Origin of the sequence: Synechococcus sp. CS-1332, assembly GCF_025127995.1 — a bacterium.
Lineage (GTDB): Bacteria > Cyanobacteriota > Cyanobacteriia > PCC-6307 > Cyanobiaceae > Cyanobium.
This window is the reverse complement of record NZ_JAHLYP010000019.1, coordinates 26,461-48,647: the sequence shown is the minus strand read 5'-3', so window position 1 is coordinate 48,647 and position 22,187 is coordinate 26,461. Positions and strand designations below refer to the sequence as shown.

The window sequence follows — 22,187 nt, the reverse complement described above, 5'->3', positions numbered from 1 at the left end:
CGATCCTCGCCCGTGGGCTCAGGCCGGCAGGGTCCAGGGATTGAGGCCCAGGTCGGCGCCGATGCGATGGGCGCAGGCGAAGCCGCTGAAGGCCACCGCATTCAGCCCCTGGCCGGGGAAGCAGGAATCACCCACGCAGTAGAGATCCGCAATGGCTGTGCGGTTGAAGGGCATCGGCAGCAGGCCGGGCAGTCGCAGGGCCGGCACCGGTCCGTAGCTGCCGCCGTGGCGGCCCAGGAAGCGGCGGTGGCTGCGGGGGGTGCCGATTTCCTGGTGGGTGATGGCCCCCTCCAGGCCCGGCAGGATCGCCTCCAGGCGGCGGATCAGCCGGCTGGCGGCGGCCTCCTTGGCGGCCCTGTAGGCCCCAGGCGCCAGCCCCTGCCAGTTGGCCATCGCCGACGGGGTGAAGGTGTGCACGATGTGGTGGCCGGCCGGGGCCAGGGAGGGATCGAGCAGGGTGGGGATCGACACGAAGATCACCCCCTGCTCAGCCTCCATGTCCTCCCAGCGCTCCAGCAGCAGATGGTGGACATGGCTGCCCGGGGGGATCGCCTCCGCCTTCACCCCCAGGTGCAGGGAGAGGAAGGAGGAGGAGGGTTTGTAGCGCCGCCGCCAGGTGCGCTCGGCCTCAGGGGTGTGCTCCGCGTCCACCAGGGAGCCGAAGGTGTCCCAGCGGGTGGCGTTGCTGACCACCCGGCGGGCGCGGATCTCCTCGCCGCTGGCCAGCGTCACCCCCACGGCCCGGGTCTGCGTTCCCTCGCCCTCCAGCAGCACCTTCACCACCCGCGCCCGGTAGCGGATCTCGCCGCCGTGCTTGCGCAAGCCTGCCACCAACTTCTCGGCAACCACCCCGACACCGCCGCGGGGGTAGTTGATGCCGCCGGCGTGGCGATCGGAGAACACCATGCCGGCGTTGATCATCGGCGTGCGATCGGCCGGCATCACCGACCAGCAGAAGCACTCCATGTCGATGAACCTGAGCAGATCCGGATCGCTGATGTGGGCGCGGGCCACCGCCCCCACGTTCACCGGAAGCCAGCGGGCCAGCCCCAGGCAGGCCAGGGGCGCTTTGAAGAACACCTTGGCCAGGTAGGCCGGGTCCTCCAGCGACAGCAGGGGCATGGCGTCGAGGCAGCGGAACACCTGCCAGCAGGTGTCGTAGAAGCGGCGGATGCCCACCGCCTCCTGGGGGAACAGGGCGGTGAGATCGGCCAGGAAGCGCTCGTAGTCGCGATCCACCGCGACCTGGAGGCCGCCGGGCAGGTGGTAGGCGAGTTGGGCTGGGTCGGGAATCGTGTCGCAGTGCTCGCCCACGTCCGCCAGGGCCCGGGTGAGCAGGTTGGTGTGGCCCGTCTCGCCGAAGCCGAAGATCATCGAGGCGCCGACATCGAAGGTGTAGCCCTCACGCTTGAAGCTGCCGCCCGAACCGCCCGGGATCAGGTAGCGCTCCAGCACCAACACCTTCGCCCCCTTGGCCGCCAGCTGGGTGGCGGTGACCAGCCCGCCGATGCCCGAGCCGATCACGACGGTGTCCCAGGGGCGGCCATCGTCAGCGGCGAGGGGGGCGGCGGCGGACGAACGGGCCGTGACGGTCACCGGAACCAGGCAAACGGAAGCGATCTGACCCTAGGAAGCGGCCACCCTCAGCCGACTGCGGCTACGGGCACCGCGGCTGGCCTCCACGCCTGGCGCTCGCTGTCCCAGGCGGCCAGATCCCCCAGGGCCCGGTCGCGGTAGGCGCCATAGCGGCGGCGTTTGTCGCGGATGCGCTCAGGCAGCTCCGGCATCAGCCCGAAGCTTGGAGGCATGGGCTGGAAGCCCCCCTTGCGGGCGCCGTGGCTGCGCTCGGCATCGCTGATGAAGGCGAGCAGGGCGCCGGCCATGGTGGTGGGCGGCAGGCTCAGGGGCGTCAGCCCCCGCACCAGGCGGGCGGCGTTGGTGCCGGCCAGCCAGCCACCGGCCACCGCGGCCGCATACCCCTCGGTGCCGGTGATCTGGCCGGCGGCCAGCAGGCTGGGGCGCTGGCGGAACTGCAGGGTGGCCTGCAACAGCTCGGGGGAGTCGAGGAAGGTGTTGCGGTGCATCACCCCGAAACGCACGAAGGAGGCGTTCTCCAGTCCGGGGATCATCCGCAGCACCCGCTGTTGTTCGCCCCATTTCAGGTTGGTCTGGAAGCCGACGAGGTTCCAGAGGCGGCCGTCCCGGTCTTCCTGGCGCAGCTGCACCACCGCGTGGGCCCGTTTGGTGCGGCGCACGTCACGGTCGTGCAGGTCGCCCCAGCGGGGATCCCAGAGGCCGATCGGCTTGAGCGGGCCATAGCGCATCGTGTCCTCGCCGCGGCGGGCCAGCTCCTCGATCGGCAGACAGCCCTCGAAGAACGTGGCGCTCTCCTGTTCGAAATCCTTCAGCTCCGCCTTCACGGCCTCCAGCAGGGCGGTACGGAAGGCGAGGTACTGCTCCCGGTCCATGGGGCAGTTGATGTAGTCGGCGTCGCCCTTGTCGTAGCGGCTGGCCCGGAAGGCCAACGACAGGTCGATGCCTTCGCCTTCCACGATCGGACTGGCGGCATCGAAGAAGTGGCAGGACTCCCGTCCGGTGAACTGGCCCAGGTCCTCGGCCAGGTCGGCGCCGGTGAGGGGGCCGGTGGCCAGCACGGCAATGTCTGAAGGGTCGGGCAGCGCCAGCTGCTCACGCCGCTCCACCGTCACCAGGGGGTGGGCCTCAAGCGCGGCCGTGAGGGCGGCGCTGTAGCGGCCCCGGTCCACCGCCAGGGCGCCGCCGGCGGGCACCGCATGGAGATCGGCGGTGCCGATAACCAGCGATCCCAGGCGCCTCAGCTCCTCCTGGAGCAGGCCGGCGGCCCGATCGGGGGAGAGGGCCCCGAAGCTGTTGCTGCAGACGAGCTCGGCGAAATCGCCGCTGTGGTGGGCCGGGGAGGGGCGCACCGGCCGCATCTCCACCAGCCGCACCGGAATCCCGGCCTCGGCGATCTGCCAGGCGGCTTCGGTGCCGGCCAGGCCAGCACCGATGACGACGACCATCAGGCGCGGGCGCGCTTGAGCATCAGTTGCAGCTGGCCCACGGCGGCGCGGCCGATGTTGAAGGCGGCCCAACCCACGGCCAGGAGGATCGGAGCAGCGACGAGCAGCAGCCGGAGGTCCATGGCGGGGGAGGGGAAAACGATGGCGGGATCCTAACGGAGTCCAGCGTGAACCTCCGCCAACTGTCTGTAACGGCGGGCGTGCTGACGCTGGGCCTCGATCGCGGCGGCATCGAGCTGGCGTTTCACCTGGGCCGGGGCCCCCATGACCAGGGCGCCGGCGGGCACGTCGCGGGTGACCACCGAGCCGGCCGCCACCAGGGCCCCGGCCCCCACCGTGACGCCGTTGAGCACGATGGCGCCGATGCCGATCAGGCAGCCGTCCTTCAGCGTGGCGCCATGGACCACGGCCCGGTGGCCGATGGTCACGTCGGCGCCGATCGTCACCGGCTGGCCCGGATCCCCATGCAGGACGGCGCCGTCCTGCACGTTGCTGCCTTCCCCCACAACGATCGTGCAGACATCCCCCCGGGCCACGGCGGTGGGCCAGAGGCTGGCCCCCGCCGCCAGCCGCACATCGCCGATCACCACCGCCGAGGGGGCCACCCAGGCGGCGGCGTTGATGCAGGGCTCCTCCCAGCGAGTGGGCCAGGCCTCGGGGCTGGTCATGGCGCGTGGCGGTGGGCTGTGCTGATTGTGCAGTCGTCGGCGGGCTTGGAGAGGGTCGCCGCCGGGTGATAGCTTCCCAAGCGACGGGTCGCTAGCTCAGCGGTAGAGCATTCGGCTTTTAACCGACTGGTCCTGAGTTCGAATCTCAGGCGACCCATCCCAACCACCGCTTGGGATTTCAGCCAAACGCTGCTCCTTCCTACGGCGGTGTCGTCAGCGGTAGGCCTCGCTGCTGTGGCCGAGCCCGACCACCGGCACGACAAGGTGGTCAGCTTCGATCTGACAAATCACCCGGTTGTCGTCGACCCGGTAGCGCCAGAAGTCGGCCAGGTTGGCCGTCAGAGCCTTCCCTCGCTGGCGCGGATCCACGGTCTGCAGCAGCAGCCGGTTCATGTCCCAAAGCAGGCCCTGAGCGGTTGACCGATCCAGCTTCTCAAGCTGCCGCCTGGCCGTTTCAGAGATCCGAAGCGTTCAGGCCAAGCTCTGCCACCATCTCGTCGAGGCTGTAAGTACGTTCCTGGCCCAGGCGAATCCGTTCCACTGCGGCGGCGCCCAGGTAGGCATCGTCCAGGTCGTCCAGACCCTGCTCGATCAGCTCCCGCAGATAGAAGGCCTTGGTCCGCCCCGTTTCGGAGGCCAGCCGATCCAGCCGCGCCTCTGTCGCTGGGTCCAGGCGAGCGGAGGTGGCCATGCAGTCATCTGAATGGGTGTATTCACCCTCATTCTTTCCGGGACGAGCTGGACTCAACCCAGCTGCACCATGCCGCAGCGGACGCCCTTGAGCACGGCCTGCAGGCGGTTGTTGACGCTCAGGGTCTGCAGCAGGCGTTTGGTGTAGGTGCGGGCCGTCTCATCGCTCACCACCAACTTGCGGGCGATCTCCCGGTCGCTGAGGCCGCTGGCCAGAAGGTCCAGCACTTCGTATTCCCTTGTGGTCAGCCGCGGACAGCTGAGATAGGGGAGCTTGCCCGAGCGCAGCGAAGGGCTGCGGTAGGAGTGATGGCCCATCACCGCGATCACGGCGGCCTGCAGGGGCCGCTGGTCATCGACGATGTCGGCCTCCGCCACCACGGCCTCCAGCCAGGGGGCGTGTTCGTATTCCGCGGGAATCACGTCCCCCAGGGCAAGCATGACCACCTTGAGATTGGGCCGCAGTTCCTTGGCCTTGCGGGTCAGTTCAAAGCCATTGCCGCTCTCCAGATGATCGGTGCAGATCAGCAGCTCGTAGGGTTCGCGGCGCAGATAGTCGAGGCAGGTCGCCTCATCGGTGATGGCGCAGCCGATCAGGCTGCGGTCGGTGATGCTTTCGCAGATCGCCCGCAACAGAAAGCGGCCCTTCATGGCGATGGCCACCTTGCCCTTCACGGCCACCGAGAGCAGCACCTCGTCGATGGTGTTTCCTTCCAGGTTTTTCAGGAACGGCGTGAGATCCATGGCGACGACCCCTGAGGCCCTGCGGGCCATCCAGCTGCCAGCCATCATCCGACCCTGTGGGCCTGGACCGTCGCCGCTCCCGGGGGTCAGTCGAGCAGTCCGCCGGCCTGCTCGTCGACGTTGACCAGCCGTTGCAGGATCAGCTGAAAATCGAGCTCGGTGAGCTCGCCGTTTTCACGCCATTTCATGCAGGTGCGGCCCAGACAGGTCAGGTGGCCCAGGGCCTCTTCAGGTTTGACGTCCTCCGTTCTGACCATGGCGGGGTCCCTTCGCGTCATGAATACAACATACGGATCTCAAGGGATTTGTACCTATCCCCATCCGGGGGTAGTTCGCCGCAGGCCCTGGCGTGGCCCCGATCAGAAGCGGAACGTGGTCTTCACCAGTCCACCCAGCTGGCGGAATGTGGTGACGGGCGTGGTGTCCTGCCCCAGGGGCCGGCTCAGGTAGAAGAGGGCCGGAGTGACGCTGATGCTGTCGGTGACCTGCAGTTTGTACCACCACTCCCAGGCGACGTTGCCGTCCTGGGGCGTCTGGTCGCCCGTCAGGGCCGTGGCGAAGATGGGTTGACCCACCGCCATGCCGAGGGCGTTGCCCTTGATGAAGGCGTCGTCCCACTGCAGGCCCACCATCCACGATTGGCTGGTGCGCAACGCTCCGGGGGCCTGGGGGGAGTCGTAGTTGGTGCCATTGAGGCCCCAGCCGGCGCTGATCGAGGGAATCCAGCCGGAGCGGGCCGGTTGCCAGTAGCCGCTGACGCCGAAGGCATCAGTGCGGCTGTTGGGGTTGAACGCGTACGTGAGGCCGGTGAAGGGGGTGGTGCCAGGCACATCGACGCCCGATTGGATGCGGGAGTAGATCGCCGCCAGGCCCCACCGCTCCTTGGCATAGCCGATCTGCACGGTGCCGGTGCCCGCAGAGGCCTTGGTGCCGATGCCGCCGAGGTTGGGATCGCCCACGTCACCGTTGGCGGCCACATAGCTGGCGCTGATGCTCAGCCCCCCCTGCTGCCACCACAGGCCGGCACCGGGTCCGAGGTTCTTGTTGTACGCCGCCGGAGCGCCGTTGAGGGTGAACAGGTTGAGGATCGTGTCGGCGGGATAGGCGCTCGGCCAGAGGGCGAGCATGTCCTCCTGGCCCACCCGGCCGCCGAAGGTGGCGGTGAACTGGCTGTCGATGGGGAACTGGTAGAAGAGCTTGTCGATCGCCACCACATCGCCGCAGTCGGCGGCTCCACCGCAGTCTTCCTGGAAGGCCGCTTCCAGGGTGGAGAGGGAGCCGGTGGGACCGGCGCCGCCGAAGGCGGAATCGGCGAAGTTGCCGGCCCGCAGGATCGTGCGCAGCAGGTCCTTGCCGGTGAAGCTGGTGTCAAAGCTCAGCTGGATGTCGTAGCTGAAGGTGGTTGCCCCCACGGCGGCCCGGGCGGCATCAACGTTGGGGGTGTCGCTGCCCGAAAACGCATTGGCACCGATCACGAAGGTGGCCTGGCCACTCAGCTTGGTGGTGGTGGAGAACTGGATGGCTTCCAGCTCACCCACCTTGGCCTCCAGTCCATCCACCCGGCCGCGCAGCACGGCGAGCTCCTTCTCGAACTCGGCCATCAGGCGCTTGAGCTCGTCAGTCACCTCGGTGATCCGGTCGAGGCAGGCGTTGAGCAGGGCCGCCGCTTCATAGCGGGTGATGGCCTGGCCGCCTTTGTAGGTGCCGTTCGGGTAGCCGGCGACGCAGCCGTAGCGCTCGATCAGGTTTGAGAGGGCCTGGAAGGCCCAGTCGGTGGGCTTGACGTCGGAAAACTGGTTGAGGCTGGTGACCTGCTCCTGGTTCTGGCCCGCCGCAGACCTGGCGTAGCGGTTGATGGTGTCGAGATTGAGCTCAGCGGCCGTGGCGGCCGGGGACAGGGCGGCCAGAAGGACCAGGCCCACAGGGGCCTGCCTGAACCTGGAAACGACACCACGTCTGTTCATGGAAGCTCCCCCGGGATAAATGGAAGGAACGGGAATCATTCTCATCCCTATCCTTCAGTCCTGCCAGGCTGGCATGGTCAGTCCGGCTGGCGGCTCAGAGCGCGAACAGTGCGTCATAGCGGCCGTACTCCGGCTTGCGCAGGCCTTCGACCGCCAGCATCCGCCGCAGTTCGATGATCTCGGCGCGTTGGGCCACGATCACGCCCCTGGCGAAGCGCCGGATTGTGGGATTGGTGCTCTTGGCCAGGGCGTCGTGGGCCATGATCAGCGCCCCGCCGTGGTGGTGGAGCATCCCTTCCAGGAACCAGACAACGCGCTTGTCCGGGGTGGGTGCGTCGCCCATCATCCGCATCCCGTCGATCTGGGCCTGGCTCATGCGGGTGAGGCCGGCGAGGCTGTTCGGATCACCGCCGCTCGCCAGGGCCACGGGATAGACGGGCGCCTGGGGATACCAGGCCTTCCGCCAGAGGCCCATGGCCCGGTTCTCATTGGCCTGATCGCGCCAGATTGTCTTGCCGAGGGCCCCCACACCGGGCGCACCGATCCCGAAGACGAATTCACTCATCCGCAGGGCGCCGGTGTGGTGCTGCACCATCCCGTCGATGAAGCGCAGGTCGTAGGTGGCACCGGCGGGGCCCACGTCATGGGCGTGGCCGCTGTGCCCAGGAGTCGCTCCGGCCGGGGTGGGCTTGACCGGCATGGCGTGGTGGTCGTGGTTCATGCCGCCGCGGTCCTGCGCCAGGGCGGGGAGCGTCAGGCCCAGGGCGCAGAGGGTCCCGAGCAGGGCGGGGGAGAATCGGCTGGGGCGCATGGGGACTCAGGAGGAGCTTTCACAGTATGGTCTCCACTTGTCTGGAGAGTCAAGGGTTCAGGCACGCCGTGATCAGGCCAGAGGCACCGGGCCGAGCCGCGGCGCCAAGGCAGGATCTCCCAGGGGCGCCAAGGAGGCCTCAGAGACGGGTTGTGTGGCGTTCTGGGTGTAGGCCACGGTGTACAGCTGGGGCTCGGCCTTCAGGACCAATCCCTTGAGCCGCTCGAGGTGCTCGGCGAAGGCAGGGCTGTCTCGCATCGTCAGATAGGCCTCCAGGGAGCTGAAGTGCGCGTAGTTGACGGCCCTGGTGCGATCGAGGCTGACGTGCAGATTGGCGCTGAGGCTTCCCGGAAAAACGCCCTGGAGGCGTTTGTATTCGCCCACCTGGGTGGCCACGAAGGCCTCGGCCCGATCCGGATCGAGGTGAAAAACGTTGATCAGCACGACCCCGTCGCCGACACGGATCGTGTTGACGGGAAAGCCGTTGCTGAAGCTGGTGGGGGATTCACTCATGGAGGGGGCGCAGGGGGGTGGTTCAGAGGACTGGCTCAGAGGATGCCGCCATTCACCTGGAGGGTCTGGCCGTTCACCCATCGGGCGTCATCGGAGGCCAGGAAGGCCACCACATCCGCCAGATCGGCGGGCTGGCCAAGGCGACCCAGGGGCGTGGAGGCGATCAGATGGGCCAGGGCTTCGGCCGGCATGATCAGTCCGTCGGTGTCGGTGACCCCGGGGCCGATCTGGTTGACGGTGATGCCGCGGGGGCCGAGTTCCTTGGCCAGGGCCATGCCGAACTGCTCCACCGCCGCCTTGCTGGCGGCATACACCCCCGCCGCCGGCAGGGCCTGGCGGGTGGCGCCACTGGCCAGGTTGATGATCCGGCCCCCGTCGGCCACGTGGCGGGCCGCCTCCTGGAGGGCAAAAAAGGTGCCGCGGGCATTGGTGTCCATCACCCGGTCGTAGTCCGCTTCGTCGATGTCGGTGGTGGGTTTGAACACCGAGATCCCGGCGTTGTTGACGACGATGTCGAGGCGGCCGAACTGCTCGAGCACGGCGGCGAACAGGGCTCGGGTCTGGCTCACCTCTCGCAGATCGGAGGGCAGGGCCAGGGCCCGCACCCCACCGGCGCGAATGGTGTCGGCCACGGCTTCCGCCTTGTCGCGGTTGCCGGCGTAGGTGAGGGCTACGTCGGCGCCATCGCGCCCCAGCCGCTCGGCGATGGCCCGGCCGATGCCGCGGGATCCGCCGCTGACCAGGGCCACCTTGCCTTGCAGTCGCGTCATCGTCGGCAGGCCCCTCGGCGAGGACAAGAATGGGCCAGCAACCTATGGCCCCCGGCCCTGGAACGGAAGGACTTACCTGCGGGTGCGTTGGCGCCGACCAGGGATGCGGATCCCATCGAAGCCACCGCTTTCGTGCGCGCCGCACTCCAGGTGCTGGAGGGCAAGTGGACATTGCCGATCCTCTGGCAACTGCGGCAGGGCCCCCAGCGTTATGGCGATCTGCGTCGCCTGATCCCGGAGATCAGCGACAAGGTGCTCACCCAGCGCCTGCGCGACCTGGAGCGTGATGGGCTGGTGCTGCGGCAGGTGACCCCGGCCAGGCCGCCCCAGGTCAGCTACCGCTTCAGCGACCACGGCCGCACCTTGGTCCCGGTGATTCAGTCGCTCTGTGCCTGGGGACTGCAGCACGGGGGGCGTCAGGGTCGCCTCGACTGAGTTGGCAGGGTCGGCCTCGCCACTCAGGGGGTTCCGTACCAGCTGCGATACCACTGGGCCATCTGCTCGATCTCCTGGCTCTGGGCCTTCACCATCACCTGCTGCATGGCCTGCAACTGGGGATGCTGGCTGTTGGTCTGGGCCATGGTGGCCATCATCACGCCCATGCGGTGGTGGGGAATCATCTGTTCGATGAAGGCGCGATCGAAATCCGAGGCGTTCTTCAGCCAGGCGACATCGGTGCCGGTTCCTCCCATCCCCATCATTCCCATGCCGCCGCCGTGGCCCATCCCGCCGCCCCACGCCGGCACAGCGCCACCGAACCACTGGCGGTACCAGCTGCGCATCTGGGCGTTCTCCAGCGTCTGACTGTCCTTGATGCTGCGGGCGAGGGCCTTGATCTCCGGCCGCTTGGCCCGGCTCAGGGCCAGATCCGCCATGGCGATGGCCCCGTCGTGGTGGGGAATCATCATCACGATGAAGTGCTGATCCATCGACTGGGCGCCCATGCGGCCTTGACCTGCCGGGCCGGCACCCATACCGCTCCCCATGGGAGCCGCACCGGTGGGCGACGCGGCAAGCGCTGGCGTTCCTAGCCCCAGGACCAGCGCCCCCAGACCGGCGACGGCAGCAAACCGGCGCGACGCCGCCCGGGTCCGGCCGCAGGTGGTTCGGGAATGGTCCATCAGCTCGGCTCCCTTGCTTGTGGCTGTCTTCAGCATGGGAAGGCCGCAGGGCGCCGGTGGTGGTCCGGCACAGGGCTTCACCTTGGGGCCCAACGCCTTGGCCGTTCGCTGCTGCTAAGCCTCAGACCTGAAGATTGGGGCAGATCACATCCCCTTGTTTGGCCGGGTCGCTTTGCCAGCCGGCCAGCAGGCTTTGCAGTTCCTGCCTGAGCTGACCCAGCTCCCTGATCTGGATATCGATCCGCTCGATCTGCCGCTCCAGCTGCATGTGGATGTCGCCGCAGGGCAGGTCGCCGGCGTCATGCACCGCCAGACAGCCCTGGATCTCCTCCAGGCTGAGTCCCAGGGTCTTCAGCCGGCGGATGAACTCGAGGCGCCGCAGGCTCTCCTCTGCAAACAGACGGTAGCCACCCTCGCTGCGACCGATGGCCGGCAACAGGCCCAGATCCTCGTAATAACGCAAGGTCTTGACGGGCAATCCGCTGCGCCCAGCCAGCACGCCGATCTTCATGCCGGTGTTGACGCTGACGGCCGCCATGGGCAGGAAGCTCCACTGTTGTGGAGACTTTAGTGGCGGCTCTGGCCGCCGCACCCGACGAAGCCCCTCATCCACCGTAAGGATCGATCAGGACGCCGCCGCCTCAATGATGGCCGTCGTGGCGGATTCGACATCGCGGGCCACCTTCATCAGGTCAGGATCGGAGGACAGCGTCTGCAGCATTCCCTCAGGCCGGATCATGCCGATCCGGGTCTGATGGCCTTCCGTGAACACGGAGATGCGACAGGGAAGGGCCATGTTCAACGTCATGTCGGTCTTCAGCAGCCTGGCCGCTTGCCCTGGGTTGCAGACGTCGTAGATCCGACAGTCCTCGGAGAAGTCGATCCCCTTGCTGCGCAGGGTCTGGCCGAGGTCATGAACCGCCATCACGCCGAAGTCCTGAGCCACAATGGCGGCCTGCAGGTCGGTGCTCGCCTGCTCAAAGGATTTGGATGTGTGGACAATGAAGAAGGGATTCATCGGTGTCACGGCCTCTGAGGGTGTTGTTGGGTGGGGACATCGCCGCAGCCAAGCCTGGCGAATGCTGCGGCGAGTCTCCGGGCCTTCGGGCACGCTCAGCCCTAGCCGTCAGCCAGTTTCGCGGCAGCGTCGCTGACCTTTCGGGCCATGGACCTGGCGCTACCCTTCAGATCTTCTGCCGCGTTCATGGCAGAGGCCTGAACCTGTTTGGCCTTGCCCTTGAGTTGGTGGCCCGTGTCGCCGGTCAGTTCACCCAGGGCCGCTTCAAGTTTGCCCTCGGCATCCTTGGCGACAGCGTCGATTTTGTTGGACATGGTTCGGGTGGCGATGGGAATCAGCAGTTGGCGATGGGTCGCCTTTGTGGTGACAGCATCGCAGACGAAGTCGACTCAATTCACATCATTCGTTCCTCTCTTGGTCTGCCCTCCCAGCCTAGTCCTGTGGGATCGCCCCGCGTCTGAAATCTCCACCGGAGCACAGGGCGTTGATGCAGCCTTCTGCATCAGCCTGCATTGCCATGGAGGCGGATTCGCCTCGATCGCGGGCTTCATGTTCAATGTTTTTAAACGCTTGACCAGAAAAGGTATGGCTGTGAAACAGTGGTTAGAAGGGGTTGAACCATGGTGAAGCCGCCGATCATTGCTGGCATGGGATCCATGCCCTCTCCTGCCGGGGTGGCATTCCGGGTCTGGGCGCCCCATGCCGATCAGGTCTCCGTCATCGGTTCCTTCAACGACTGGGATGGTGCCGCCCATCCGATGGACCCCGAGCCGCACGGCTTCTGGTCCACCAGTGTTGAAAGTGCCAGGATCGGCGACCACTACAAGTTTCAGCTCTCTACTCCATGGGGGGTGATCAAGCGCATTGATCCCTATGCCCACGAGGTGACCAGCTCAGTGGGCAATGCCATCATTCATGATCCTGACTTTGATTGGGATGATGATAACTTCTCCATGAAGTGCTGGAATGAGCTTGTGATTTATGAGTTACATGTCGGCACGTTCAATGACGATGACCTCAGTCAACCAGGCCGATTCAATTCCATCTCTGCTCGACTGGAGCACCTGAACCGGCTGGGTATCAATACCATTCAGATCATGCCGGTGGGTCAGTTTGCAGGTCAGCGCTCCTGGGGCTACAACCCATCTCACATTTTTGCCGTCGATTCAGACTATGGCGGTTCCCTGGGCTTCAAGCGCTTCGTCAAGCGCGCCCACCAAGCTGGCATTGCGGTCATTCTGGATGTGGTTTTTAATCATTTTGGACCCAGTGACCTTGACCTCTGGAGATTCGATGGCTGGTCTGAGAATGACAAGGGGGGAATCTATTTCTACAACGATGATCGTGCCCTGACGCCCTGGGGGGAGACGCGGCCCGATTATGGCCGGGGGGAGGTTCGTCAGTACATCCTGGATAACGTCACGATGTGGCTCAAGGAGTATCATCTTGATGGCCTTCGATTCGACAGCACGGGTTACATTCGAAGTGTCGGAGATGCTGGAACTGAGGAGATTCCCGATGGCTGGAGTCTCCTTCAGGCCATCAATGAAACCGTGGCCCGGCATGACTCGGGCCACATCACGATCGCCGAAGACCTGCGCAGCAATGACTGGTTGACCAAGGATGTGGGGGCTGGGGGCGCGGGCTTTGGATCCCAATGGGATCCCCACTTCATCCAACCCATCCGTCAGGCCGTGATTGCGCCCAGGGATGAAGATCGTGCTCTGGAGAAGATCCGTGATGCCATTCTTTATCGCTACAACGACGACGCCTTTGAACGGGTGATCTACAGCGAATCCCATGACGACGTTGCCAATGGCCAGTCCCGGATTCCCCAGGACGTCAACCCCTCGGATCCCACCGGCTGGCATGCCCAGAAGCGTTCCACCCTGGCGGCCGCCATGGTGTTCACGGCACCAGGAATTCCCATGCTGTTTCAGGGGCAGGAGTTTCTTGAAGGTGGCTGGTTTCGCGATACGGTTCCCGTCGACTGGGACCAGCGCCAGGAGTTTCGTGGCATCGTGCGCCTCTACCGGGATCTGATTCGCCTTCGCCTTGATCGGGAGGGCGTCTCCCGTGGGCTCTGTGGTCAGTTCACCCAGGTGTTTCACCTCAATACCCAGCGCAACGTGATCGCTTTTCACCGTTGGGATCAAGGGGGCCCCGGAGATGATGTGGTGGTGATCGCCAACTTTTCTCACGAGCCCCAGGAGAACTACATCGTTGGTTTGCCGGCGGCCAATGGCTGGACACTTCGCTTCAACAGTGATTGGCACGGTTACAGTGAATCCTTTGATGGTTTTCCTAGCGCTGATCTTGCAGCCGTACCAGGGGAGCGGGACGGGTTCCCCTGTCACGGCTCTTTTGGGGTGGGGCCCTACAGCGTTCTGATCTATTCCCAGTGACCCACCCTTCCTGTGCAAGGCGAGCCGATGCGGCGCTTCAACATCCATCACCTCACCACCTACACCTATAGCGCCCCTGTCCGACTCGGCACCCATACACTGCGTCTCCGTCCTCGGGAAGGCCACGACCTGCGCATCGAAACCTCATCGTTATCGATCAGCCCGGCGGCAAAGCTGCGCTGGCACCGCGATGTCGAGGGCAATTGTCTTGCCACGGCGTCCTTCAGTGAGGCTGCTGACAGATTGCTGATCGAAAGCAATCTGATCATTCAGCAATATGACCGCGTTCCATTGGACTTCCTTGTCGATGATGGGGCCGTCCACTATCCCTTTCGCTATGCATCCAAAGACCGCCCAATCCTGGAGGCCTATCTGACACAAACTGACGCAGAACAACCCTGTCAAGCCTTACTGCAATGGATGTCAACCGTCTGGCAGCCAGGAGAGATCATCCAGAGCTACACGTTGTTGAAACGTCTGAATCTGGCGGCCCACCAGCGCGTCTCCTACCGCAAGCGCGATGAGCCTGGCGTCCAGACCTGCGCCGAAACGCTCAACAGTGGCTGGGGCTCCTGCCGTGACATGGCCTTTCTGTTCATGGAGGCGGCCCGGTGTTTCGGATTCGCCGCCCGTTTCGTCAGTGGTTACAGCTTCACGGCGCTGCCACCGGAGGAAGCCGGCAGCATGCACGCCTGGGCGGAGGTCTTTCTGCCGGGGGCTGGCTGGAAGGGTTTCGATCCCACCCATGCCGGCATTGTCGGCGACACCCACATCCCCGTCGCTGTGGCCCGAAGGCCAGAGTCGGTGCCACCCATCGCCGGCAGCTTCGGCGGAGCCTCGCTGCTGTCGATGCAGGTGGGCGTCTGGATCACTGAGCTCCAGGGCTTCACCAGCCAGCTTGAGCCCTGACTGTCAGGCGGCCGTGCTTGTCTGCCTGACCCTTTCGATCCAGGCTGCAACGGTGCCCCTAGAACCCCTGCTGGGGGCCGCTGATCCGGCCGTCTTCCGGATCGTCTGCCCCACCGGGCGCTCCGCCGTGCTGCTCACGGCCGACCATGCCGGTCGCGCCATTCCCCGTCGGCTGGCCGGCCTTGGCCTGGACGATCGGGTGCTCGACACCCACGTGGCCTGGGATCTGGGCGTGGCCGGGCTGGCCCTGCTGCTGTCAGCGCGGCTCGACGCCTTTCTGATCCTGCACAATTACTCACGGCTGGTGGTCGACGCCAACCGGCCGCCGGACGCGCCGGATTCGATCGTCTGCCACAGCGAGGCCGGCGCCATCGCCGCCAATGCCAATCTCGCCCCGGCGGAGCGGCAGCAGCGGCTCGAGGAGATCTTCCACCCATACCACCGCCGTATCGGGGCGGAGCTGGAGGCCCGACGCGTGCGCGGCCAGCCCAGCGTGCTGGTGACGTTGCACAGTTTCACGCCGGTACTCGGCGCGGACGTGCGCCCCTGGCACGTGGGGGTGCTGTACGGCCGCGATGGCCGTCTGGCCCGGCGAATCCGCCAGGAGTTGGAGCGCGAGTGCGGCTTGCCTGTGGGGGACAACGAGCCCTATGCCGTCAGCGACGCGAGCGATTACACGCTGGTGGCACACGGCGAGCGGCGCCGGATTCCCCACGTGGAGCTGGAGATCCGTCAGGACCTGTTGGCCACCGAGGCCGGCCAGAAGGAATGGGCGCAGCGCCTCGCCGGTGTGCTGGAGAATGCCCTGGCGGAGGAAATCCCGCCGCTGCAGGGTCGCCCACGGTTCCTAGGGTGATGTATGGATCAATCCCAGAGCGCTACGCCGCTGCCGACGCAGCCCATCGAGATCCGGGTGGGATTCGATGTGGCGCTGAGCTTCCCTGCGCCGACGCCCATGATCGTCACCCTGGGGGTGCATTCGAGCCGCTCCGCGGATCTGCTGGAGGCCGACCCGCTCCAGGTGGAGCCGGAGGTGCCCCTGCGCCTGTACGTGGATTCCTTCGGCAACCATTGCCAACGGCTGGTGGCACCGGCTGGCGTGCTGCGACTGCGGGGCAGCGGGCTGGTGGCCGATTCCGGCCGGCCCGATCCGGTGTTGCCCTGGCTGGAACAGCGGCCGGTGGAGGACCTGCCGGAAGAGGCGTTGCTGTTCCTTCTGGCCAGCCGCTTCTGCGAATCGGACCTGCTCTCGCCCATGGCTTGGTCGCGCTTCGAGGGGATTCCTGGCGGCTGGGGCCGGGTGCAGGCGATCTGCGATTTCGTGCACCAGCACGTTCGCTTCGGCTACGGCCGTTCGAGCCCGACAAAAACGGCGTTGCAGACCCTTGAAAGCCGGGAAGGGGTCTGCCGGGACTTCACCCATCTGGCCATCGCCCTGTGCCGCTGCATGAACATCCCGGCGCGATACTGCACCGGATACCTGAGCGACATCAAGGTGCCGCCGCCCCATACGGCCATGGACTTCCATGCCTGGTTCGAGGCCTATCTCGGCGATGGCTGGCATGTGTTCGACCCGCGCAACAACACGCCCCGGATCGGCCGGATCCTGATCGCCCGTGGTCGCGATGCGGCGGATGTGGCACTCACCACCACCTTCGGCCCGTCGGAGCTGGAATCGTTTCAGGTGTGGACGGCATGACCTATTGCGTGGCCGTGCTGCTGGAGGGGGGGATGGTCTTCGCTTCTGATTCACGCACCAATGCGGGTCTGGACGATTTCGCCAGTTTCTGCAAGATGACCGTGTTCGAGCGCAAGGGCGATCGGGTGCTCGTGCTGCTCAGCTCCGGCAGCCTGGCCGGCACCCAGGCGGTGATCGGCCTGCTGCGCCAGCGGGCCGAAGCCGGCGATGGGGAGCCCACTGTCTGGACGGCCCAGACCATGTTTGAGGTGATGGGTCTGGTGTCGGATGCGGTGCGGGCGATCGAGGAGCGGGATGGCCCCTACCTCAAGGCGTCCGGCTCCAGTTTCAATGCCTCCTTTCTGGTGGGTGGGCAGATCAAGGGCGAGGCACCCAGGCTGTTCCGGATGTATGCCGAGGGGAATTTCATCGAAGCCGGCGAGGACACGCCCTTCCTGCAAACGGGCGAGGCGAAGTATGGAAAGCCGATCATCGACCGTGTGATCCATTCCGAGACCACCCTGGCGGAAGCGGCCAAGTGTGTGCTGGTATCGTTCGACTCCACCATGCGCAGCAACCTTTCGGTGGGGATGCCGATCGACCTGCTCCTCTACGAGCGGGATCGCCTCGAGATCACCCAGCGGCTCCGATTCAGCGAGGGTGATGCCTATTTCAAGGACCTCAGCAGGGAGTGGAGCGTGGGCGTCCGGCAGGTGTTCCGGGAGCTGCCGGAGCTGGTCTGGTAGGCGATACTTCGCGGCGCGACAGGTCAATGTCCACCCAGGATCGGCCTCACCCTTTCCCACCGCTGGTGCTGATCCACGGCATGTGGGACACCCCCGGCGTGTTCGACCCGCTCAAGCGTCAGCTGGCAGGTCGCCGCGCCCCCCTGTTGATCCCCCGCCTGCCCCACCGGTTCGGCCTTACGCCGATCGAGTTGCAGGCCGCCCTGCTCGGCACCCACATCGACGGGTCCTTCGGCCTGGAGCAACCTATCGATCTGCTGGGCTTTTCGATGGGCGGGGTGATTGCTCGCGCCTGGATCCAGTTACTGGGCGGCCATCGGCGCACCCGGCGGCTGATCAGCGTGGGCAGCCCCCAGCAGGGCACCCTCACGGCCGGGCCCTGGCCCCGCTGGCCCCTGGCCGGGATCGCCGATCTGAAAGCGGGCAGCCCGCTGCTGCATCGGCTCAACGGAAATCTCACCACGCTGCAGGACGTGGATTGCTGCAGCTTTTACTGTGAACCAGATCTGATGGTGATGCCGGCCTGGCGGGCCGTGCTGCCGATCGGGCCGGGGAAAAACCTGCCCGTGCGCTTTCACCACCAGCTCATGAGTCATCCTGCCGCCCTGGAGGCTTTGATCGATGAGCTGCTACGTCCCTAGCTTGGAAGCCTAAGCAGCCTTGCCGACCGTGAATCTGTTGGCCATCTCGCTGCTCGTGCGCTGGCTGCTCGGCTGGGCCCTGTGCCTGCGCATGCCGCGCCTCCCCCCCTCCAGGGTTCAGGGTCACCCGTCGGTTTCGGTGCTGATTCCGGCCCGTAACGAGGAACACACCCTTCCAAAACTGCTGGCGGCCCTGCATCTCCAGAGCCTCACCCCCTCGGAAGTGATCGTGATCGACGATCACTCCAGCGATCGCACCGCCGCCATCGCTGCGGAAGCCGGGGTCAGGGTGATGCAGCCGCCGCCCCTGGCGGAGGGTTGGTGCGGTAAGACCTGGGCCCTGCACCATGGCGTCCGCGCCAGCCAGGGGGAGCTGCTGCTCTTCCTCGACGCCGACACCGAGCCCCACCCCGAGTTCCTGCACCGTCTCGTGGCGGCGCAGCAGGAGCTGGGCGGCCTGGTGTCGGTGCAGCCCTTCCACCGCACCGAGAAGCCCTACGAGCAGCTCTCGGTGCTCTTCAACCTGGTGGGGCTGATGGCGGTGCCGATGGGAAAGGGGTGCGGTGTGGCCTTCGGTCCGGCCATGGCCACCAGCCGGGCCGATTACGACCACATCGGTGGCCATGCGGCGGTCGCCGGCAAGGTGGTGGAGGACTGGTTTCTCGGCCATCTCTACGAGCAGGCAGGCCTCCGGGTGAGCGCCTACATCGGCCAGGGCCTGCTCGATTACCGCATGTATCCCGGTGGCTTCCAGGACATGGTGGTGGGCTTCGCCAAGAACTTCGCGACCGCCGCTGGGGAAGTGCGCTGGTTCTGGATGCTCGGTGTGGTCCTGTGGATCTCCGGTCTGTTCTGGTCGGCCTGGTGCCTGCCGGCCGCCCTCCTGGGCTGGCCGATGCAAGGGGATGCGTCGCTGCTGCCCAACCTGCTCCTCTACCTCGCCTTTGCCGTGCAGCTGATGGTGGTCACGCGCCGGATCGGCGACTTCGGCTGGATCTGCCTGATCTTTCCGATCCCCGTACTGTTCTTTCTGGGGGTGTTCGTTCTGGCGATCCTGAATCTTGAGCGGGGAACAATCGAATGGAAAGGCAGACGATTCTCGACGCGCTAGCGGTCCTGGCCTGCGGCCTGGGTTGGTTGCTGTGGTCGCTGCTGATCGGCTGGCTGGCCCACCGACTGCCCCAGCAGGCCCTGGCCCGCGACACCTGGCTCACCGGCAGACGCCCATGGCCGGAAAGTCAGGAGGGGTTTGAACAGCGGCTCGGCATCCATCGTTGGAAATCCCTGCTGCCGGACGCCGGCACGGCCTTCCCGGGGGGTGTGGCCAAGAACAGCCTGGTGGGCCGGGATCGCGCCACCCTGCAGCGCCTGTTGGAGGAAACCCGCCGGGCCGAGCTGGTGCATCTGGCGCTTTGGCCCTTCTGGATCGTGACGGCCCTGTGGCTGACGCCGGTGGGGGTGCTGATCAACCTGATCTTCGCGACCCTGTTCAACCTGCCCTTCATCTGGCTGCAGCGCTACAACCATCTCCGGGTCCAGGGCACGTTGCAGCGTCTGGACAGCCGCGCCAGGCACTCCTCATCCCCAGCCCCCTGATGGCCCAGCAGGTCCCTCAGCGGCCGACCACCCCCCCCTCCAGTGCGAGGTCCACGCCGATTCCTTCGTCCTCGGCATGGAGAGCCACCACGAGCCGGTGAGGTCCACCCTCCAGCACGAAGGCGTCGCGGGATGCATCGAACCAGGCCAGACGCCGCAGCGGGATCTGGATCACCACCCGCTCGCTCTGGCCAGGCTGGAGGCTCAGCCGGCGGAAGCCCACCAGGCTGCGTCGCGGCCGTTCCACGGCCTGGCCGGGGGGCTCGGCGTAGATCTGCAGCACCTCCGCAGCGCCCATCGTCCCCGTGTTCGTCACCGTCACCTTGAGCTCCAGGGCCCCGGGAAGCTGCTGGGCCACCGGGTCGCCGTGGCTGAAGCTGCTGTAGGACAACCCGAATCCGAAGGGAAAGGCCGCCGGGTGGTGGTGGCGTCCCAGCCTCCGGTAGCCGTGCCAGAGGTCGTAGGTGATCTGCCGGGCCCGGGGATCGAACGGCGGCAGGTGGCTGGGATCGGTGGGCACCGCATAGGGCATCCGCCCCGAGGGTGACACCCTTCCCAGGAGCACGTCGGCGAGGGCCTCCCCGCCCTGCTGGCCGGGGTACCAGAGCATCAGCAGGCCCGGAACCCGCTGGCGCCATCTTTCGCACAGAATCGCCCCGCCCCCCATCAGCACCACCACCGTGCGGGGGTTGGCGGCGGCGACGGCCAGGATCAGGGCCTCCTGTTCAGCAGGAAGCTGGAGCATGGTGCGATCGCCCGAGGCGAAGGCGCCGCCGGCACGGGCCGAACCCAGGCGTGTCACCTGGGCGACCGCGGCCGTCAGACGCGACCACACCGGCAGCAGGCGGCGGCGACCGACCAGGCGCAGCAGCGCATCGGGAGGGGGGGCCTGGCCCAGGATCGGAGCGAGGTCGCCGGGGTGGATGTGCTCGCCCTCGTGGCGCCAGTCCAGACCCACCACCACCAGCGCCGCATCGCTGCGGGCCGCCAGAGCCGAGGCCATGGCCAGATCGGTGCCATCGGTGTGATGCAGGCTGATCTCCGGCGCCGCCGCCCGCAGGCCGGCCAGGGGCGTCACCACCGACCCCGGCGCGGGCCGGGTGTCAGAGGACCCGTGGTCCCCCAGGTTGACGGTGTCGGCCAGGGGGCCGATCACCGCCAGCGCCTTGACCCCATTCAAGGGCAGAACGCTTCCCTCGTTCCTGAGCAGCACGATCGATTTGGTGGCCGCCTCACGCGCCAGTGCCCGATGCACGCCGCAATGACGCAGCGCCTTGGGGTAGACGCCCCCGGGCACCGTTCCCTGGGCCAGCAGCAGCCGCAGCACGGCGTCATCGATCCGCGCCATCGGCACCCGTCCAGCGGCCACCGCCGCCGGAAGCGTGGCTTGGAAGATCATCCGAAACGGCATCTCGAGGTCCTGGCCGGCCGCGATGGCGGCCTCTCCATCGCGGATTCCGAAGATGAAGTCGGTGAGCACGAAGCCGCGAAAGCCCCAGCGCCCCTTGAGGATGTCCAGGAGCAGATGGGGATGCTGGCCGCACCAGGCCCCGTTGACACTGTTGTAGGCGCTCATCACCGCCAGGGCCCCGGCCTCGATGCAGTCGCGGAACTGGGGCAGGTAAAGCTCCTGCAGCACCCGCTCGCTGGCGTCCACATCGACCCGGAAGCGGGCGCTGTCGATCGAGTTGAGGGCGAAATGCTTGACGCAGGCGATGGCATGGTGCTGCACGCCCCGGGTGGCGGCGGCCCCCATGGCGCCCACATGCAGCGGGTCCTCGCCGTAGGTCTCCTGGGCCCGGCCCCAGCCGGGGTGGCGCAGCAGGTTCACGCAGATGCTGCCGACCAGATTGGCGCCGAAGGATCGGGCCTCCTTGCCCATGGCCTCGCCGATCCTTTCCTCCAGATCGACGTCCCAACTCGCACCGCGCCCGATGGGCGCCGGGAAGGTGGTGGCGCCGCCTTCAAGCACCACCCCGCGCGGGCCATCGACGAAGTGCAGCCCACCGATGCCCAGGCGGCTCACCACCCCGGCCGGCCAGGGGCGGCGGTGGGAGGCATCGTGCAGGGCGATCTCCGCCAAGCCCCCCCAGAACGGGGTGTCACCGTCGAGCAGGCCGAGTTTTTCGCCCAGGCTGAGCCGATCCAGCAGGGTCCGGGCCTGCTCCTCCAGGAGATTCCAGTCGTGAGAGGTAGGCACAAATTCAGCCTAGGTGCGGCGTCTCGCAGCGCCTTTCCCCTCACCTTATGTGGATCGCCGCACACCCCCTGGAGGCGTACGGGTTTCACCCTGAGCGGCTCCCATCCACTGCGTTTTGCTGATCTGAAGGATGGGTCATCCGCCTGAAGTTCAGATCAATCTGCTGCAGTTGATTGGTTCTTTGTTTCCCTCCTTAGGCTGTGGGAAGGAAGAAGACCTCTGACCATCACCGACCGGGTGCAGGGTCGAGATCGCCACCAACCCGACCGGAACCCCTCTGACTGGATGTCGCAGGTGATTCCAACCAAGCGTTTAGCTTCCCAACATTTAACAATTCCAATACAAGGCATCATCATGACAACTCCTGTAAAGACTCAGAAAAAGCTCCACGTCAACCATTTCGCTGAATCGGAAGGCGGGATGTGGGACACCGAAGGTTCCAAGCTCCTTGACCCAAAAGTCATTGAGCCGAGGATGTACATGGCCAGTCCTGGCAGCAACAGCGGCTGGGGCTTCCACCACCGCGCCGAGCTGCTGAACGGCCGTTTGGCGATGCTCGGCTTCGGCCTCGGTCTCGCTGTTGAGGCCCTCACGGGTTCGGGGATCCTGCAGCAGATGGGCCTAGGGGCCCTGCTGGCCCAAGGCTGAAGCGGCGACCAGGCTGGATGGCCA

Annotated in this window: 27 protein-coding genes and 1 tRNA gene; 11 read left to right on the top strand and 17 right to left on the bottom strand. The window is 66.3% G+C overall.

The genetic code is table 11. The features are described from left to right. Positions 1-18: 18 nt before the first annotated feature. Genes crtH through KQ305_RS03925 form a run of 4 tightly spaced genes read right to left on the bottom strand, consistent with a single transcriptional unit; the run spans position 19 to position 3,709 of the window. On the bottom strand, positions 19-1,596 hold the full coding sequence (crtH, locus tag KQ305_RS03940) for a carotenoid isomerase (protein WP_259724128.1): 1,578 nt from the start codon (positions 1,594-1,596) through the stop codon (positions 19-21). A gap of 47 nt (positions 1,597-1,643) precedes the next feature. Beyond that, positions 1,644-3,041 (bottom strand): FADH(2)-oxidizing methylenetetrahydrofolate--tRNA-(uracil(54)-C(5))-methyltransferase TrmFO, encoded by a 1,398-nt coding sequence (trmFO, locus tag KQ305_RS03935; protein ID WP_259724127.1) that lies wholly within the window; start codon positions 3,039-3,041, stop codon positions 1,644-1,646. Further along, the gene (locus KQ305_RS03930; protein ID WP_015108528.1) at positions 3,041-3,163 is read right to left on the bottom strand and encodes a photosystem II protein Y; all 123 of its coding nucleotides are present in this window, start codon (positions 3,161-3,163) and stop codon (positions 3,041-3,043) included. Before KQ305_RS03930 ends, trmFO begins: the two co-directional genes overlap by 1 nt. A 30-nt stretch (positions 3,164-3,193) precedes the next feature. Next, entirely contained in the window at positions 3,194-3,709 is a 516-nt protein-coding gene (locus KQ305_RS03925) for a gamma carbonic anhydrase family protein (RefSeq protein WP_259724126.1), read from the bottom strand. 85 nt (positions 3,710-3,794) lie between these two features. Between KQ305_RS03925 and KQ305_RS03920 the strand changes: the two genes are divergently transcribed. Continuing rightward, positions 3,795-3,866, top strand: a tRNA-Lys gene (locus KQ305_RS03920). 56 nt (positions 3,867-3,922) lie between these two features. Here the strand turns inward: KQ305_RS03920 and KQ305_RS03915 are convergent. The 8 genes from KQ305_RS03915 to KQ305_RS03880 form a co-directional block, all read right to left on the bottom strand. Continuing rightward, complete coding sequence (locus tag KQ305_RS03915) at positions 3,923-4,138, bottom strand: type II toxin-antitoxin system RelE/ParE family toxin (RefSeq protein ID WP_259724192.1); 216 nt, start codon at positions 4,136-4,138, stop codon at positions 3,923-3,925. Positions 4,139-4,163: 25 nt separating this feature from the next. After that, on the bottom strand, positions 4,164-4,400 hold the full coding sequence (locus KQ305_RS03910) for a DNA-binding protein (protein WP_259724125.1): 237 nt from the start codon (positions 4,398-4,400) through the stop codon (positions 4,164-4,166). A 53-nt stretch (positions 4,401-4,453) separates the two neighbouring features. Then, complete coding sequence (locus KQ305_RS03905) at positions 4,454-5,143, bottom strand: LuxR C-terminal-related transcriptional regulator (RefSeq protein ID WP_259724191.1); 690 nt, start codon at positions 5,141-5,143, stop codon at positions 4,454-4,456. An 86-nt stretch (positions 5,144-5,229) separates the two neighbouring features. Next, a complete protein-coding gene (locus KQ305_RS03900; RefSeq protein WP_259724124.1) occupies positions 5,230-5,400 on the bottom strand; it encodes a hypothetical protein in 171 nt (56 codons plus the stop codon). Positions 5,401-5,502: 102 nt separating this feature from the next. Further along, positions 5,503-7,107, bottom strand: a complete 1,605-nt coding sequence (locus tag KQ305_RS03895) for an iron uptake porin (RefSeq protein WP_259724123.1) — start codon at positions 7,105-7,107, stop codon at positions 5,503-5,505. A gap of 94 nt (positions 7,108-7,201) precedes the next feature. After that, positions 7,202-7,918, bottom strand: a complete 717-nt coding sequence (locus tag KQ305_RS03890; RefSeq protein ID WP_259724122.1) for a DUF305 domain-containing protein — start codon at positions 7,916-7,918, stop codon at positions 7,202-7,204. Between the two features lie 72 nt (positions 7,919-7,990). Continuing rightward, positions 7,991-8,431, bottom strand: a complete 441-nt coding sequence (locus KQ305_RS03885; protein ID WP_259724121.1) for an antibiotic biosynthesis monooxygenase — start codon at positions 8,429-8,431, stop codon at positions 7,991-7,993. 35 nt (positions 8,432-8,466) lie between these two features. Beyond that, positions 8,467-9,201: a glucose 1-dehydrogenase gene (locus tag KQ305_RS03880; protein WP_259724120.1), complete on the bottom strand. Its 735-nt coding sequence runs from the start codon at positions 9,199-9,201 to the stop codon at positions 8,467-8,469. An 87-nt stretch (positions 9,202-9,288) separates the two neighbouring features. Between KQ305_RS03880 and KQ305_RS03875 the strand changes: the two genes are divergently transcribed. Next, positions 9,289-9,636 (top strand): helix-turn-helix domain-containing protein, encoded by a 348-nt coding sequence (locus KQ305_RS03875; RefSeq protein WP_259724119.1) that lies wholly within the window; start codon positions 9,289-9,291, stop codon positions 9,634-9,636. A gap of 23 nt (positions 9,637-9,659) precedes the next feature. Here the strand turns inward: KQ305_RS03875 and KQ305_RS03870 are convergent, their stop codons facing one another. The 4 genes from KQ305_RS03870 to KQ305_RS03855 all read right to left on the bottom strand — a co-directional run bounded on the left by KQ305_RS03870 (position 9,660) and on the right by KQ305_RS03855 (position 11,654). Beyond that, a complete protein-coding gene (locus KQ305_RS03870) occupies positions 9,660-10,358 on the bottom strand; it encodes a DUF305 domain-containing protein (protein WP_259724118.1) in 699 nt (232 codons plus the stop codon). A gap of 85 nt (positions 10,359-10,443) precedes the next feature. Then, positions 10,444-10,860 (bottom strand): heavy metal-responsive transcriptional regulator, encoded by a 417-nt coding sequence (locus KQ305_RS03865; RefSeq protein ID WP_259724117.1) that lies wholly within the window; start codon positions 10,858-10,860, stop codon positions 10,444-10,446. Positions 10,861-10,947: 87 nt separating this feature from the next. Next, positions 10,948-11,340 carry a DUF302 domain-containing protein gene (locus tag KQ305_RS03860; RefSeq protein WP_259724190.1) on the bottom strand — a complete coding sequence of 131 codons (393 nt, stop codon included), beginning with the start codon at positions 11,338-11,340 and terminating at the stop codon, positions 10,948-10,950. A 101-nt stretch (positions 11,341-11,441) separates the two neighbouring features. Then, a complete protein-coding gene (locus KQ305_RS03855; protein WP_259724116.1) occupies positions 11,442-11,654 on the bottom strand; it encodes a CsbD family protein in 213 nt (70 codons plus the stop codon). A 306-nt stretch (positions 11,655-11,960) separates the two neighbouring features. On the opposite strand from KQ305_RS03855, the gene KQ305_RS03850 reads away from it, so the two are divergent. Genes KQ305_RS03850 through KQ305_RS03815 form a run of 8 tightly spaced genes read left to right on the top strand, consistent with a single transcriptional unit; the run spans position 11,961 to position 19,315 of the window. Continuing rightward, positions 11,961-13,745, top strand: coding sequence for an alpha-amylase family glycosyl hydrolase (locus KQ305_RS03850; protein ID WP_259724115.1), 1,785 nt, complete (start codon positions 11,961-11,963; stop codon positions 13,743-13,745). Positions 13,746-13,772: 27 nt separating this feature from the next. After that, positions 13,773-14,654: a transglutaminase family protein gene (locus tag KQ305_RS03845; protein ID WP_259724114.1), complete on the top strand. Its 882-nt coding sequence runs from the start codon at positions 13,773-13,775 to the stop codon at positions 14,652-14,654. Beyond that, positions 14,644-15,510 carry an N-formylglutamate amidohydrolase gene (locus tag KQ305_RS03840; protein WP_259724113.1) on the top strand — a complete coding sequence of 289 codons (867 nt, stop codon included), beginning with the start codon at positions 14,644-14,646 and terminating at the stop codon, positions 15,508-15,510. Before KQ305_RS03845 ends, KQ305_RS03840 begins: the two co-directional genes overlap by 11 nt. Before the next feature lie 3 nt (positions 15,511-15,513). Next, on the top strand, positions 15,514-16,353 hold the full coding sequence (locus KQ305_RS03835; RefSeq protein ID WP_259724112.1) for a transglutaminase family protein: 840 nt from the start codon (positions 15,514-15,516) through the stop codon (positions 16,351-16,353). Beyond that, the gene (locus tag KQ305_RS03830) at positions 16,350-17,078 is read left to right on the top strand and encodes a peptidase (RefSeq protein WP_254951954.1); all 729 of its coding nucleotides are present in this window, start codon (positions 16,350-16,352) and stop codon (positions 17,076-17,078) included. Before KQ305_RS03835 ends, KQ305_RS03830 begins: the two co-directional genes overlap by 4 nt. 26 nt (positions 17,079-17,104) lie before the next feature. After that, a complete protein-coding gene (locus KQ305_RS03825) occupies positions 17,105-17,719 on the top strand; it encodes a triacylglycerol lipase (protein WP_259724111.1) in 615 nt (204 codons plus the stop codon). 28 nt (positions 17,720-17,747) lie between these two features. Beyond that, positions 17,748-18,830: a glycosyltransferase family 2 protein gene (locus KQ305_RS03820; protein WP_259724110.1), complete on the top strand. Its 1,083-nt coding sequence runs from the start codon at positions 17,748-17,750 to the stop codon at positions 18,828-18,830. Beyond that, positions 18,800-19,315 (top strand): hypothetical protein, encoded by a 516-nt coding sequence (locus KQ305_RS03815; RefSeq protein WP_259724109.1) that lies wholly within the window; start codon positions 18,800-18,802, stop codon positions 19,313-19,315. The genes KQ305_RS03820 and KQ305_RS03815 overlap by 31 nt, the downstream gene beginning before the upstream one ends. A 16-nt stretch (positions 19,316-19,331) precedes the next feature. Here the strand turns inward: KQ305_RS03815 and KQ305_RS03810 are convergent, their stop codons facing one another. Further along, positions 19,332-21,515, bottom strand: a complete 2,184-nt coding sequence (locus KQ305_RS03810; protein WP_259724108.1) for a beta-glucosidase — start codon at positions 21,513-21,515, stop codon at positions 19,332-19,334. A 285-nt stretch (positions 21,516-21,800) separates the two neighbouring features. Here KQ305_RS03810 and KQ305_RS15415 point away from each other — a divergent pair, with 285 nt between their 5' ends. After that, positions 21,801-22,163: a hypothetical protein gene (locus KQ305_RS15415; RefSeq protein ID WP_399230514.1), complete on the top strand. Its 363-nt coding sequence runs from the start codon at positions 21,801-21,803 to the stop codon at positions 22,161-22,163. Positions 22,164-22,187 lie beyond the last annotated feature (24 nt).

Bases quoted from the DNA above. Each gene is read 5' to 3' on its own strand.
- KQ305_RS03855 (WP_259724116.1), bottom strand. From the start codon at position 11,654: ATGTCCAACAAAATCGACGCTGTCGCCAAGGATGCCGAGGGCAAACTT.
- KQ305_RS03910 (WP_259724125.1), bottom strand. From the start codon at position 4,400: ATGGCCACCTCCGCTCGCCTGGACCCAGCGACAGAGGCGCGGCTGGAT.
- KQ305_RS03870 (WP_259724118.1), bottom strand. From the start codon at position 10,358: ATGCTGAAGACAGCCACAAGCAAGGGAGCCGAGCTGATGGACCATTCC.
- KQ305_RS03900 (WP_259724124.1), bottom strand. From the start codon at position 5,400: ATGGTCAGAACGGAGGACGTCAAACCTGAAGAGGCCCTGGGCCACCTG.
- KQ305_RS03815 (WP_259724109.1), top strand. From the start codon at position 18,800: ATGGAAAGGCAGACGATTCTCGACGCGCTAGCGGTCCTGGCCTGCGGC.
- KQ305_RS03925 (WP_259724126.1), bottom strand. From the start codon at position 3,709: ATGACCAGCCCCGAGGCCTGGCCCACTCGCTGGGAGGAGCCCTGCATC.
- KQ305_RS03865 (WP_259724117.1), bottom strand. From the start codon at position 10,860: ATGGCGGCCGTCAGCGTCAACACCGGCATGAAGATCGGCGTGCTGGCT.
- KQ305_RS03885 (WP_259724121.1), bottom strand. From the start codon at position 8,431: ATGAGTGAATCCCCCACCAGCTTCAGCAACGGCTTTCCCGTCAACACG.
- KQ305_RS03850 (WP_259724115.1), top strand. From the start codon at position 11,961: ATGGTGAAGCCGCCGATCATTGCTGGCATGGGATCCATGCCCTCTCCT.
- KQ305_RS03890 (WP_259724122.1), bottom strand. From the start codon at position 7,918: ATGCGCCCCAGCCGATTCTCCCCCGCCCTGCTCGGGACCCTCTGCGCC.
- KQ305_RS03880 (WP_259724120.1), bottom strand. From the start codon at position 9,201: ATGACGCGACTGCAAGGCAAGGTGGCCCTGGTCAGCGGCGGATCCCGC.
- KQ305_RS03860 (WP_259724190.1), bottom strand. From the start codon at position 11,340: ATGAATCCCTTCTTCATTGTCCACACATCCAAATCCTTTGAGCAGGCG.
- KQ305_RS03930 (WP_015108528.1), bottom strand. From the start codon at position 3,163: ATGGACCTCCGGCTGCTGCTCGTCGCTGCTCCGATCCTCCTGGCCGTG.
- KQ305_RS03845 (WP_259724114.1), top strand. From the start codon at position 13,773: ATGCGGCGCTTCAACATCCATCACCTCACCACCTACACCTATAGCGCC.
- trmFO (WP_259724127.1), bottom strand. From the start codon at position 3,041: ATGGTCGTCGTCATCGGTGCTGGCCTGGCCGGCACCGAAGCCGCCTGG.
- KQ305_RS15415 (WP_399230514.1), top strand. From the start codon at position 21,801: ATGTCGCAGGTGATTCCAACCAAGCGTTTAGCTTCCCAACATTTAACA.
- KQ305_RS03905 (WP_259724191.1), bottom strand. From the start codon at position 5,143: ATGGATCTCACGCCGTTCCTGAAAAACCTGGAAGGAAACACCATCGAC.
- KQ305_RS03895 (WP_259724123.1), bottom strand. From the start codon at position 7,107: ATGAACAGACGTGGTGTCGTTTCCAGGTTCAGGCAGGCCCCTGTGGGC.
- KQ305_RS03835 (WP_259724112.1), top strand. From the start codon at position 15,514: ATGGATCAATCCCAGAGCGCTACGCCGCTGCCGACGCAGCCCATCGAG.
- KQ305_RS03830 (WP_254951954.1), top strand. From the start codon at position 16,350: ATGACCTATTGCGTGGCCGTGCTGCTGGAGGGGGGGATGGTCTTCGCT.
- KQ305_RS03825 (WP_259724111.1), top strand. From the start codon at position 17,105: ATGTCCACCCAGGATCGGCCTCACCCTTTCCCACCGCTGGTGCTGATC.